Below are 12,426 nucleotides of genomic sequence, written 5' to 3' on the forward strand. Positions count from 1 at the left end.
CTTATAATCTGCACAGTATAAACTGTCTGGCCGGGAAAAACCGGACTCCGTTGCCGCAGACGTTAACAGAAAGGGACAGGACGATGAGCAAACAGGCGATTTTGGCGAATTACCCCGACGCGGCGCGCTGGGCGTTCGGCGACGGCCCCGCGTTAGCCGACGAACTGCTGGGATTGGTGCTGAGCGGGGATAAAACCGCCACCTGCAGTTCCTATGCGAGCTATCGTCGGGAACAAACCCCGAGCATCGGCGATTACAACATCGTTCTCGATGGCCGCGGCGAACCGGCCTGCGTGATCAGAACGCTGGCGCTGCGCCTGGTGCGCTACGACCAGGTGACCGCCGAGATGGCGGCCAAAGAGGGCGAAGGCGACAAAAGCCTGGCGTTTTGGCGCGAGGGGCATCAGGCATTCTTTACCCGCGAGGGGAGCTTTGCGCCGGACATGTGGCTGGTGTTCGAAGAATTCGAACGGGTTGAAACGCTGTGAATCACAAGGAGAAAGGATGAGCTGCATTTTTTGCGACATCGTGGCGGGCAAGGCGCCGTGCCATAAAATCTGGGAAGACGACGACCATCTGGCGTTCCTGTCCATCTTTCCCAACACCGATGGCTTCAGCGTGGTGATCCCCAAGGCGCACCACCCGAGCTACGCCTTTGACCTGCCGGACGAGGTGCTGAGCGCGTTGATGCTGGCGACCAAGCGTGTGGCAAAGCAGCTGGATCGCGCGTTCGACGACGTCGGCCGCTGCGGCATGGTCTTCGAGGGCTACGGCGTTGACCATGTGCATGCCAAACTGATCCCGCTGCACGGCACCGCGTCGCTGGATCAGTGGCGGCCGATCGAATCGACCTCGCCGAAGTTTTTCGCGCGTTACGAGGGCTATATCTCCTCCCACGACGCCGCGCGCGCCGACGACGAACAGCTGGCGGCGCTGGCCGCCCGCATCCGCCAAAGCGCCGTTTAAGGCACGAACGATCAACGCCGGGCATTGATTTTCCTGTTGCCTGGCTCCATGTTAGAGATTCATACGCATTTTAAGGCTCGCCCACGCGGCGGGCCCCAACGCTAATCAGGACTGCCCTATGACAAATCCGTTGCTGACCCCGTTTTCCCTGCCGCCGTTCTCGGCGATCCGCCCTGAAGATATCGTGCCTGCGGTGCAATCCGCGCTGGCGGACTGCCGCGCCGCGGTAGAGCGCGTGGTCGCGCAGCCGGGGCCGTTCACCTGGGACAATCTGTGTCAGCCGCTGGCGGAGTCGGACGATCGCCTGTCGCGCATCTGGTCGCCGATCGGGCACCTGAACTCGGTGAAAAACAGCCCGGAGCTGCGCGCCGCCTATGAGCAGGCGCTGCCGCTGCTGTCCGAGTACGGCACCTGGGTTGGCCAGCACGAAGGGCTGTACCAGGCCTATCGCAGCCTGAAAGACGGCGCGGCGTTCGAGGCGCTGAGCGTGCCGCAGCGCAAGGCGGTGGACAACGCGCTGCGCGACTTCGAACTCTCGGGCATCGGCCTGTCGGCGGATAAACAGCAGCGTTACGGCGAGATCGTCGCGCGCCTGTCCGAACTGGGTTCCACCTACAGCAACAACGTGCTCGACGCCACCATGGGCTGGAGCAAACTGATTACCGACGAAGCCGAGCTGAGCGGCCTGCCGGAGAGCGCCCTAGCGCAGGCACAGGCGATGGCGCAGGCCAAAGAGCAGGATGGCTGGCTGCTGACGCTGGACATGCCGAGCTACCTGCCGGTGTTGACCTACGCCGACAACCGCGCGCTGCGCGAAGAGATGTACCGCGCCTTCGCCACGCGCGCCTCCGATCAGGGGCCGAACGCCGGCAAATGGGACAACAGCGAAGTGATGGCGGAAACGCTGGCGCTGCGCCATGAGCTGGCTCAGCTGCTGGGCTTCGATACCTACGCCGACAAGTCGCTGGCGACCAAGATGGCGGAAAGCCCGGAGCAGGTGATCGGCTTCCTGAGCGATCTGGCCAAACGCGCCCGCCCGCAGGCCGAGCAGGAGCTGGCACAGCTGCGCGCCTTCGCCAAACAGCACTATGGCGTGGACGAGCTTGAAGCCTGGGACATCACCTACTACGGTGAAAAACAGAAGCAGCACCTGTTCTCCATCAGCGACGAGCAGCTGCGCCCGTACTTCCCGGAGCAGCGGGTGGTGGAAGGGCTGTTCGAAGTGGTGAAACGCATCTACGGCATCACCGCCAAAGAGCGTAAAGACGTGGAGACCTGGCATCCGGACGTGCGCTTCTTCGATCTGTTCGACGCTAACGGCGAGCTGCGCGGCAGCTTCTACCTCGATCTGTACGCCCGCGAAAACAAACGCGGCGGCGCCTGGATGGACGACTGCGTCGGCAGCCTGCGTAAGGCCGACGGCACGTTGCAAAAACCGGTCGCTTACCTGACCTGCAACTTCAACCGTCCGCTGGGCGACCAGCCGGCGCTGTTCACCCATAACGAAGTGACCACGCTGTTCCATGAGTTCGGCCACGGTCTGCACCACATGCTGACGCAGATCGATACCGCCGGCGTCTCCGGTATCAACGGGGTGCCGTGGGATGCGGTCGAACTGCCGAGCCAGTTTATGGAAAACTGGTGCTGGGAGCCGGAAGCGCTGGCGTTTATCTCGGGCCATTACCAGAGCGGCGAGCCGCTGCCGAAGGCCATGCTCGACAAGCTGCTGGCGGCCAAGAATTACCAGGCGGCGCTGTTCATCCTGCGCCAGCTGGAGTTCGGCCTGTTCGATTTCCGCATGCACTTCGAATACAGCCCGGAAAAAGGCGCGCAGATCCTGCCGACGCTGGCGGAAGTGAAGAAAATGGTGGCGGTGGTGCCTTCGCCAAGCTGGGGCCGCTTCCCGCACGCCTTCAGCCACATCTTCGCCGGCGGCTACGCGGCGGGTTACTACAGCTACCTGTGGGCGGAAGTGCTGTCGGCCGACGCTTACTCGCGCTTCGAAGAAGAGGGGATTTTCAACGCCGAAACCGGCAAATCCTTCCTCGACAACATCCTGTCGCGCGGCGGGTCGGAAGAGCCGATGGCGCTGTTCAAACGCTTCCGTGGCCGCGAGCCGCAGCTGGATGCTATGCTGCGTCATTACGGCATTAAAGGATAACCCGACACGTGAGCGTGTGTTTATTGTGTGAAGCAGGCGCCGATCCCGGCGCCTTGTCTGTTTTGGCGCAGCGCTGGCAGCTGGCGTCCGACGACGACGCGCCGATGGCGCTGGTACTGACCCCGCAGCGGCTGGAGCTGCGTAAGCGCGACGAGCCGAAGCTCGGCGGGATCTACGTCGATTTCGTCACCGGCGCCATGGCGCACCGGCGCCGCTTCGGCGGCGGCCGCGGCGAGGCGGTGGCCAAGGCGGTCGGCATCAAGGGCAGTTACCTGCCGGACGTGGTGGACGCCACCGCCGGGCTGGGGCGTGACGCCTTCGTGTTGGCGGCGCTGGGCTGCCGGGTGCGGATGCTGGAGCGCAATCCGGTGGTGGCGGCGTTGCTGGACGACGGCCTGCAGCGCGGCTATCAGGATGCGGAAATCGGCCCGTGGCTGCGCGAGCGCCTGACGCTGTTGCACGCCTCCAGCCTGACGGCGCTGGCGGATCTCAGCCCGCGCCCCGAGGTGGTGTATCTCGATCCGATGTTCCCGCACAAGCAGAAAAGCGCGTTGGTGAAGAAAGAGATGCGGGTGTTTCAATCGCTGGTGGGCAGCGACGATGACGCCGACGGCCTGCTGGAGCCGGCGCGCCGTTTGGCCACCAAGCGCGTAGTGGTGAAACGCCCGGACTACGCGCCGCCGCTGGCCGACGTGCCGGCGCACGCCGCCACGCTGACCAAAAGCCACCGTTTCGACATCTACATGCCGCTGTAATGTCTGCCGGGCCCGCCGTGTCGGGCCCTCAGTTTTCCTCCCGCAAACTTTTCCCCACGCCGCCGCCCGGATGCACCGCCAGCAAGGTGTCCTTATCATAACCGCTGCGCGTCATCAGGCAGGCGCAGGCGGCGTCGAAGATCGCCAACACCAGCACAATTGAGGTGGTGGCCAGCATGTTCAGCGGATCTATCTCCTTTTGCACCCCGGTGGCGATCGTCAGCTGCGCCGCCTGCGCGATGGCGGAATGCGGGTTTTCCGTCACCGCGATCAGCGTTACCCCCTTGGCCTGCAGCGTCGGCAGCAGGCGGGTCAGTTCGTCGGAATTGCCGCCGCGCGAGATCAGGATCAGCAGATCGTCGGCGCGCAGAAAACCCAGATCGCCGTGCGCCGCGCCGGTGGCGTCGAGGTAGACCGCCGGCCGCTCCACGCAGGCCAGCATATGGGCTATCTTGCGCGCCGCAATCCCCGAGGTGCCGACGCCGGTGACGGCGATTTTACCGCGGCAGTCGGCCAGCAGCGCCAGCAGCCGTTGCCAGGTGTGCGCGTCGAGGCGCTCGCCCAGCTGCGCCAGCTCCTGGCTGTAGGTTTGCCAACCCTGCACGGCCTGCCGCCACTCCTGCTGCATCACGCCTCCTCCTGCATCAACCGGCGGTATTTCATGTGGTCGTTGTACAGCTCGTGGAACACCCGGTATTTGCGGTCGTAGTAGCTTTTTATCTGGTTGGTCTGCGGCGTGACCGTCTTGCCGATGCGGCTCATGGCGCTCATCGCCTCCGGCAGGGTGTCGAACACGCCCGCCGCCACGGTGCCCATCATCGCGCCACCGAGCAGCATCGCTTCGCTTTCCTCCGGCAGCAGCATGGCGCAGCCGGTGGCGTTGGCGTGCTCCTGCACGAAGATCGGGTTTTTGGTGCCGCCGCCGCTGGCCATGATGGTGTCGATGCTGTAGCCGCTGTGGTTCATGGTTTCGATGATGTGGCGGGTGCCGAGCGCGATGGCCTGAATGGTGGCGAGGTAGTGCAGCGCCATGTCCTCCGGCGTGCGCGACAGCTTCAGCCCGGTCAGGATGCCGGTCAGCGTCGGGTTGGCGCGCGGCGAGCGGTTGCCGTGGAAGTACGGCAGCATGTGAATGTCCTGCGTCAGGAAGGCGATATTCTCCGGCTCGCCGGCCATGCGGCGCAGAATGGCGTTCAGCACCTCATAGATGGTCTGCCCCTGGGTTTTCGCCTGCGCCAGCAGCTCCGGGTAGCACGGGTGCGATTGGATGACGTGGTCGATCAGCGCGCCGGTGGCGGACTGGCCGCCCTCGTTCAGCCAGTATTCCGGCAGGATCGCCGAGTAATACGGCCCCCAGACACCGCCGATAAAGCGTGCGGTGCGCGACATCGCCATATGGCCGGTGGAGGTGCCGCCGATCAGCGCGACGCGGCGGTTGAAGTCGGCTACCTCGCCGGAGACGCCGGTGGCGCCCAGCGTGCCGAGGGTGCCGGCGTGCGCGTCGATGATTGACACGCTCACCGCCGTGCCGGCGATCAGCCCCATCTCGCTGGCGGCGCGCTGGGTCAGGCCATGGCCCAGCGGCTCGCCCATCATTTTGACGTCGCTGCCGATCTTGGCCGCGTCGTGTTCCAGCACGTCTTCCAGCCCGATCTGCTGGAAGTAGCTCTTGTCCCAACGCTGCTCGTGGCCGAGATAGGTCCACTTGCACACCGTCGAGCACAGCGAACGGGTGGCGTCCTGGGTGGCGCGCCAGGTGAGGAAGTCCGGCAGATCGAACAGGTAGCCGGCGTTGGCCCAGGTGGTAGGCATGTGCTGTTTCAGCCACAGCAGTTTCGGCGTCTGCATCTCCGGCGAGATAATGCCGCCGACGAAGTCCAGCACCCGGTGTTTGGTGGCGTTGATGCGCTCGGCCTGGGCGATCGCCCGGTGATCCATCCACACGATGATGTTCTGTTCGGTGCGGCCGGAGGGGCTGACGGTCAGCGGCTTGCCCTCTTTATCCAGCACCACCAGCGAACAGGTGGCGTCGAAGCCCAACCCCTTGACCTGGATCGGGTTGATGTCGGCCTGGTTGACCGCGTCGCGTACCGCATTGCACACCGCCTGCCAGATGTTATCCGACGATTGCTCGACGAAATCCGCCTTCGGCCGGTACAGATCGATGGCCCGGCTGGCCTGGCCGACCATGCGGCCGTTGAGATCGAATACGCCTGCGCGCGCGCTTCCGGTGCCCACATCTACGCCAATAAAATAGCTCGCCATTATTTTCTCCTCAGGCTTTTCGATTCTGTAACGCGATAAACAGGATCAGCACGCCGCCCCACAGGGCCATGGTCAGGTAGCTGCTGACCCCCAGCAGATTGAGGCCGCTTTCCAACATTTGCAGCACGATCAGCGCCAGCACCAGCCCCAGAATACGGCCGAAACCGCCGTCCGGGTTAATGCCGCCCAGCACCGAGGCCAGAATGGTCACCAGCAGATAAGATTCGCCGTAGCCGGCCTTGGCCGAGTTGAACTTGGCCATCATCAGCAGGGCGGCGCCCCAGCCGAGCAGCGCCGACAGGATATATACCGCGATCTGCACCCGCGCGGTGTTCACGCCGCTGAAGCGGGTGGCCTGCTCGTTGGAGCCGATCAGGTACAGGCTGCGGCCCAGCGTGGTGTGCTCCAGCAGCAGCCACAGCCCGACCGCCACCAACAGGAACAGGATCAGCGCCACCGGTACGCCGAGCACGGCGCCGTTGCCGAGAAATTGAATCGCCGCCGGGAAGCCGGAGATCACCGCGCCGTTGGACAGCAGGATATTCAGGCCGGTGATCAGGGTCATGGTGCCGAGCGAGGCGAGGATTGGCGAAACACCGATCCAGGCCACCAGCACTCCGTTCAGTGCGCCGATCGCCACCGCCACCAGCAGGCCGGCCAGCAGCGCCAGCACCAGGAACAGCGGCTGGTCGGGATGGCTGACGATGATCGCCGCCATCACCAGCGAACAGGCGTTGGCGCCGGCGATGATCGACAGATTGATGCCGCCGGTCAGCATGGTGACGCCCATGCCGAGCGCCAGCAGGCCGAGGATCGGCAGCTGCGAGGCGATCGACTGGAAGTTGCCGAGGCTGAAGAAGCGCGATCCGAGCAGCCCGGCGAAGAGCAGCGCCACCGCGATGATGATCGCGCCCTGCAGGCGAATGATCCGATCGCTTGGGATCAACCGAGTTAACTGCGTCATGTCAGATCTCCTTGAGCAGCTTGCGTTTTTCGTTCCAGGCGGTGGTGCTGATGCTGATCAAAATGATCGCGCCGCTGAACACCTGGTGCCAATAGGCCGAGACGCTGAGCAGCGTCAGCCCGTTTTGCAGGAAGGCCAGCAGCACCACGCCGAGCAGGGTGCCGGTCAACGATCCGCGGCCGCCGCTCATGCTGGTGCCGCCCAGCACCACCGCCGCCAATACCGTCAGCTCGAAGCCGAGCAGCGAGTTGGGGGCCACCGACTGGGTGATCTGCGCCTGCACCACCGCCGCGACGCCGGCCAGAATGCCCATGTAGCCGTAGACGCAAAAATGCAGCCGCAGCAGGTTCAACCCCAGGCGCGACGCCGCGTCGCGGTTGCCGCCCATGGCGTAGATCTGGCGCCCCAGCCGGGTGCGGTTCATCAGCACGCCGGTGACGACGATGGTCGCCAGCAGGCACAGCAGCGGCAGCGTCAGGCCGTAGTCGTAGCCGTCAGCGCCCTGGAACGAAAACCAGTTGATGCCGTTCATGAACCAGTCCGGGAAGCCGTACAGCCAGGTGCCGTTGGTGGCGTACACCAGCAGGCCGTAGAACAGGTTAAGGGTGGCGATGGTGATAATGATCGCCGGCACCTTCAGCCAGTACACCAGGAAACCGTTCACCAGCCCGAGCAGCAGGCCGACGCCAATCGCCAGGGCGAACGCCAGCGGGAAGCTGCCGCCGTGCTGGATCACCCAGCTGGCCATCACATACTGGGCGATGGCGGTAACCGCCGGGAACGAAATGTCGATGCCGCCGGCGATCAGCACCACGAACAGCCCGCAGGCCAGGATGCCGAGAATGGCGTAGCTGGTGGCGACGTCGGTCAGGTTGCCGAGCGTCAGAAACTCGTCGGTGCCGGCGCTCAGGCCGATCGCCAGCAGCAGCACCAACAGGCCGAGATAAAACTCGTGCCGCCCGGCCAGGCGGGCCAATAATGACTTATCCATTCACCACCTCGGCGATCTGTTGTTCGGTACTCTGGTGCGGCGCGAATTCGGCGATCAGTTCGCCTTTGCGCATCACCATCACCCGATGGCTGTTGTAATAGGCTTCCGGGATCTCGTCGCAGATCATCAGCACTGCCATGCCCAGCTGCGCCAGATCGCGGGCGATCTGGTAGATCCCCTCTTTGTTGGCGATGTCCACGCCGACGGTGGGCGAGTCGAGGATCAGGATCTTCGGCTGGGTCGCCACCCACTTGGCGATGGCGATGCGCTGGGCGTTGCCGCCGGACAGGGTTTTCACCGGCAATGCGCTGTCGGACACCTTGATGTTCAGATCGCGGATCAGTCGGTTGACCAGCTCAGTCGCCTTGGCGTGATCCAGCAGCCCGAGCGAGGTATGCAGCCGATCGAAGACGGTGACGATGGTGTTGTCGTAGATCGATTGCTCCATGATCAACCCCTGCGTCAGGCGATCTTCCGACACATAGCCGATGCCGTGGCGCACCGCTTCGCGGTTGTTGTGCAGCTGCACCGTGCGGCCCTCGATGCGGATCTCGCCGCTGTCCGGCCGCGTCATGCCGAACAGGCTGAGGCACAGTTCGGTGCGGCCGGCGCCGAGCAGGCCGACGATCGAAACGATCTCGCCGCCGCGCAGCGCCAGATTGACGTTGCGGTATTTCTCGCCGCGGCTGAGGTTGCGCACCTCGAGCAGCGGCGCCTGTTCGGCCGGCGGCAGCGGCGGCAGCGGGCTGTAGTGGAAGCGTTGGCCGGTCATCAGGAACGCCAGTTCATGGCTGTCCAGTTCGCTGGCCGGCCAGGTGCCTACCAGCTTGCCGTCGCGCATCACGCTGATGCGATCGGCGACTTCCATCACTTCATCCAATCTGTGGCTGACGAACACCACGCAGATGCCGGCCGCCTTCAACTCGTTGACCACCCGCAGCAGGCCGTCGACCTCCTGGCGGGTCAGCGAGGCGGTCGGTTCGTCCATAATAACCAACCGCGCTTCGGCGGCGATGGCGCGGCAAATCGCCACCAGTTGCCGATCGGCGATCGACAGTTTTTCCACTTTTTTATCGGGATCGATGTGTACGCCGACCCGCGCCATGGCGTCCAGCGCCGTCTGGCGCATCAATCGCTTGCGCACCCAGAAGCGGCCGCCGGGCAGGTAACGGTGGATGGCGATGTTCTCCGCCACCGTCAGGTTGGGGAACAGCGACAGGTCCTGGTAGATCACCTGTATGCCGTAATAACCGGACAGCTGTGGCGTCAGGGCGTGGAAGAGTTTGCCTTCCAGCGAAATATTGGCGCCTTTTTCCGGCTGATAGACGCCGGAGATGATTTTAATGATGGTGCTTTTGCCGCAGCCGTTTTGCCCGGCCAGGCAGTGCACTTCGCCTTTATTCAGCGTCAGGTTGATCTGGTCTAATGCCAGCACGCCTGGGAATCGCTTGCTGATATTCTCCAGGGTGATAAATGCGGGGGAGGCTGTCATAACGTTAACCTGTGCTTGCGTAGCGGCCGAAGCCCTGGGCGCAGCAACGCTGCGCCCCTACGAGGGTTTAACTACTTTCCCGGTGTGGCGAAATTACGCGAAAAATCAGAATCCGAGCGATTGGGCGTTGTCTTTGGTGACTTCCAAAATCTTATTAAACCGAATCACTTTGTGTTCCATATCGACATCGGCCTTGCCGAGGCCCTCGATCGACAGGTCTTTGTTCACTTCCTTGCCCTGCAGCAGCTGGTCGGCCACCGTCACCAGCGCATAGCCGGCGTCTTTCGGATCCCACAGCAGTGCTTTCTTGATGTCGCCGCGCATCAGGTAAGGGGCGGCCTGCGCCGGCATGGCGATGCCCACCACCGCGATTTTGTCCTTGGCGCGTTTCTTGGCCACCGCCTGGCCGGCGCCGATCGGGCCGAGTGAGCCGAAGCCGATGATGCCCTTCATCTGCGGATAGGTTTTCATCAGATCCAGCGTGGTGGCGTAGGATTTGTCGATGCTTTCCGCCACTGGCAGGCGCGAGGTGACTTCAAACATGTCCGGGTATTTTTCTTTCTGGTATTTGATGGCGAAGTCGGCCCAGGCGTTGTGCAACGGCACGGTCAGCGAGCCGACGTAGATCGCGTAGCCGCCTTTGCCGCCCATGTCTTTCGCCAGCTCATCGACGTTGGCCTGCGCATATTTCTCGCTGTCGATGGTCTCGATGTCCCACTGGCCGATCTGCTGGTCCGGGGATTCATGGGTCAGCACCACGATGCCTTTGTCGCGCGCTTTTTTCAGCACCGGCTCCAGCACCTTGGCGTCGTTCGGCACCACGATGATGGCGTTGACGTTCTTGGCGATCAGATCCTCAATCACCTTGACCTGCGCGGCCGGATCCGGCGTAGAAGGGCCAGTCTGGTAGGCGTTGACGTCGAGTTTTTTCGCCGCTTCGTTGACGCCCACTTCCATGCGGTTGAACCACGGGATGCCGGTCACTTTGGCGACCACGGCAATCTCATACTTATCAGCGGCGAACACAGGTGTTGTCGATAACATGCACGCAGAAACCACACATGCATTTAATAATGCGAGGTTAAATTTCATTAGCTGTACCTTTTTTTATCTGTAGGGGTGGCGGTTTTTCCACCGCTGCAGATTACAAAGGAATGGAAGAGGGGGCGTAGCTGAAGTTAATGAAATGTGATCTGTGCACATTTAAGTAAAATAGTGGCTTATTTAGTGTTAAATAAATGTTTAATTATTTGGTGGTGGTAAATTTACTACCAATTAAATGGCAATATACAACCATTTATTAACCTTTATTTAACTAATTGGTATCATTTAGAGGGCGTGAAAGCATAAAAAAATGCCGGCGCAGAGGCCGGCATTGAAGCATTTAATCGATGTGTGAACAAGATCACCTTTGCGCCCGATTACAGCACGCCCTGCGCCAGCATGGCGTCCGCGACCTTGACGAAACCGGCGATATTCGCGCCGTGCACGTAGTGGGTTTGCTTGCCCTCGCCACCGTATTCCACGCAGGCGTGGTGAATATCCGCCATGATATGTTGTAAACGTACATCCACTTTCTCTGCCCGCCAGCCGATGCGCGCGGCGTTTTGCGCCATCTCCAGCCCCGAGGTGGCGACGCCGCCGGCGTTGGCCGCCTTGCCCGGCGCGAACAGCACGCCGGCGTCGAGGAAGGCGTCGGTGGCCTGGATGGTGGTCGGCATGTTGGCGCCTTCCGCTACCGCCTTCACTCCGTTGCGGATCAGCGTCTGCGCCGCCTCGAGATCCAGTTCGTTCTGGGTGGCGCACGGCAGCGCGATATCCACCGGCACGTTCCATGGCTGCTGGCCCGCCAGATAGGTCAGGCCGCGTTCGCGGGCGTAGTCCGCCACCCGGCCGTAACGCTGGTTCTTGATCTCCGCCAGGTGCGCCAGCTTCTCGGTGGTGAAGCCGTCTTCGTCCACCAGGGTGCCGCCGGAATCCGACACGGTGATCACGCGCGCGTCCAGTTCCAACGCTTTTTCGATGGTGTACTGCGCCACGTTGCCGGAGCCGGACACCGCCACCCGCATGCCCTCAAAGCCCAGGCCGTGGCGCTGCAGCATGGCGTCGGTGAAGTACACCAGGCCATAGCCGGTCGCCTCGGGGCGGATCAGGCTGCCGCCGAAGGAGAGACCCTTGCCGGTAAATACGCATGCGGTGTTGTTGGACAGTTTTTTCATCATGCCGGCCATAAAGCCGACTTCGCGGCCGCCGACGCCGATGTCGCCGGCCGGCACGTCGGTGTCCGGCCCCAGATGGCGATACAGCTCGGTCATCAGCGCCTGGCAGAAGCGCATGATCTCCCCTTGGCTTTTGCCCTTGGGATCGAAATCGGAGCCGCCTTTGCCGCCGCCCATCGGCAGGGTGGTCAACGCGTTCTTGAAGGTCTGCTCAAAACCGAGGAACTTCAGGATCGACAGGTTCACCGACGGGTGGAAGCGCATGCCGCCCTTGTAGGGGCCGATGGCCGAGTTGAACTGCACGCGGAAGGCGCGGTTGACCTGCACCTGGCCGCGATCGTCCACCCAGCTGACGCGGAACTGAATGACGCGCTCGGGCTCTACCAGGCGCTCCAGCAGCGCCTGTTCGCGATAGCGCGGATTACGTTCGATAAATGGCCACAGCGAGGTGAACACTTCGCGTACCGCCTGCAGATATTCCGGCTGGTGGGGGTTATGGCGTTGTAACGAGGACAGGAAAGACTCTACCGATACGGCATATTCCATGGATAACTCCTTTTCGCATTAAATTTCCCCCGCTATTTCTTATAGATATGGGTATAGGCGATGCCCG

The 12,426-nt window shown here is 62.7% G+C and carries 11 protein-coding genes; 4 read left to right on the forward strand and 7 right to left on the reverse strand.

Translation table 11 applies throughout. From position 1 onward, the window contains the following. The first annotated feature begins 83 nt into the window (after positions 1-83). The 4 genes from FHU12_RS23195 (at position 84) to rsmJ (ending at position 3,882) form a co-directional block, all read left to right on the forward strand. On the forward strand, positions 84-488 hold the full coding sequence (locus FHU12_RS23195; RefSeq protein WP_122004534.1) for an ASCH domain-containing protein: 405 nt from the start codon (positions 84-86) through the stop codon (positions 486-488). A 16-nt stretch (positions 489-504) separates the two neighbouring features. Continuing rightward, positions 505-966 (forward strand): HIT family protein, encoded by a 462-nt coding sequence (locus FHU12_RS23200; protein WP_063991758.1) that lies wholly within the window; start codon positions 505-507, stop codon positions 964-966. Positions 967-1,084: 118 nt separating this feature from the next. Continuing rightward, entirely contained in the window at positions 1,085-3,127 is a 2,043-nt protein-coding gene (gene prlC / locus FHU12_RS23205) for an oligopeptidase A (protein ID WP_141972014.1), read from the forward strand. Between the two features lie 8 nt (positions 3,128-3,135). Then, a complete protein-coding gene (gene rsmJ, locus FHU12_RS23210) occupies positions 3,136-3,882 on the forward strand; it encodes a 16S rRNA (guanine(1516)-N(2))-methyltransferase RsmJ (protein ID WP_141972016.1) in 747 nt (248 codons plus the stop codon). A 28-nt stretch (positions 3,883-3,910) separates the two neighbouring features. Here the strand turns inward: rsmJ and FHU12_RS23215 are convergent, their stop codons facing one another. The 7 genes from FHU12_RS23215 to gdhA form a co-directional block, all read right to left on the reverse strand. Next, complete coding sequence (locus tag FHU12_RS23215) at positions 3,911-4,510, reverse strand: KpsF/GutQ family sugar-phosphate isomerase (RefSeq protein WP_141972018.1); 600 nt, start codon at positions 4,508-4,510, stop codon at positions 3,911-3,913. Further along, positions 4,510-6,147 (reverse strand): FGGY-family carbohydrate kinase, encoded by a 1,638-nt coding sequence (locus FHU12_RS23220; RefSeq protein ID WP_038873847.1) that lies wholly within the window; start codon positions 6,145-6,147, stop codon positions 4,510-4,512. Before FHU12_RS23220 ends, FHU12_RS23215 begins: the two co-directional genes overlap by 1 nt. 10 nt (positions 6,148-6,157) lie before the next feature. Continuing rightward, complete coding sequence (locus FHU12_RS23225) at positions 6,158-7,111, reverse strand: ABC transporter permease (protein ID WP_141972020.1); 954 nt, start codon at positions 7,109-7,111, stop codon at positions 6,158-6,160. A 1-nt stretch (position 7,112) separates the two neighbouring features. Continuing rightward, positions 7,113-8,102, reverse strand: a complete 990-nt coding sequence (locus FHU12_RS23230; protein ID WP_015379367.1) for an ABC transporter permease — start codon at positions 8,100-8,102, stop codon at positions 7,113-7,115. Further along, on the reverse strand, positions 8,095-9,594 hold the full coding sequence (locus FHU12_RS23235; RefSeq protein WP_141972022.1) for a sugar ABC transporter ATP-binding protein: 1,500 nt from the start codon (positions 9,592-9,594) through the stop codon (positions 8,095-8,097). Before FHU12_RS23235 ends, FHU12_RS23230 begins: the two co-directional genes overlap by 8 nt. Positions 9,595-9,699: 105 nt before the next feature. Then, a complete protein-coding gene (locus FHU12_RS23240; RefSeq protein ID WP_141972024.1) occupies positions 9,700-10,686 on the reverse strand; it encodes an autoinducer 2 ABC transporter substrate-binding protein in 987 nt (328 codons plus the stop codon). Between the two features lie 329 nt (positions 10,687-11,015). After that, entirely contained in the window at positions 11,016-12,359 is a 1,344-nt protein-coding gene (gene gdhA / locus FHU12_RS23245; protein ID WP_033649380.1) for an NADP-specific glutamate dehydrogenase, read from the reverse strand. Between the last annotated feature and the right edge of the window lie 67 nt (positions 12,360-12,426).

The organism is Serratia marcescens (assembly GCF_006715005.1).
Lineage (GTDB): Bacteria > Pseudomonadota > Gammaproteobacteria > Enterobacterales > Enterobacteriaceae > Serratia > Serratia montpellierensis.

What these genes read in the sequence shown, in the direction of transcription:
- gdhA (WP_033649380.1), bottom strand. Translation starts at nt 12,359, where the DNA reads ATGGAATATGCCGTATCGGTAGAGTCTTTCCTGTCCTCGTTACAACGC.
- FHU12_RS23230 (WP_015379367.1), bottom strand. Translation starts at nt 8,102, where the DNA reads ATGGATAAGTCATTATTGGCCCGCCTGGCCGGGCGGCACGAGTTTTAT.
- FHU12_RS23220 (WP_038873847.1), bottom strand. Translation starts at nt 6,147, where the DNA reads ATGGCGAGCTATTTTATTGGCGTAGATGTGGGCACCGGAAGCGCGCGC.
- FHU12_RS23200 (WP_063991758.1), top strand. Translation starts at nt 505, where the DNA reads ATGAGCTGCATTTTTTGCGACATCGTGGCGGGCAAGGCGCCGTGCCAT.
- FHU12_RS23195 (WP_122004534.1), top strand. Translation starts at nt 84, where the DNA reads ATGAGCAAACAGGCGATTTTGGCGAATTACCCCGACGCGGCGCGCTGG.
- FHU12_RS23225 (WP_141972020.1), bottom strand. Translation starts at nt 7,111, where the DNA reads ATGACGCAGTTAACTCGGTTGATCCCAAGCGATCGGATCATTCGCCTG.
- FHU12_RS23215 (WP_141972018.1), bottom strand. Translation starts at nt 4,510, where the DNA reads ATGCAGCAGGAGTGGCGGCAGGCCGTGCAGGGTTGGCAAACCTACAGC.
- prlC (WP_141972014.1), top strand. Translation starts at nt 1,085, where the DNA reads ATGACAAATCCGTTGCTGACCCCGTTTTCCCTGCCGCCGTTCTCGGCG.
- FHU12_RS23240 (WP_141972024.1), bottom strand. Translation starts at nt 10,686, where the DNA reads ATGAAATTTAACCTCGCATTATTAAATGCATGTGTGGTTTCTGCGTGC.
- FHU12_RS23235 (WP_141972022.1), bottom strand. Translation starts at nt 9,594, where the DNA reads ATGACAGCCTCCCCCGCATTTATCACCCTGGAGAATATCAGCAAGCGA.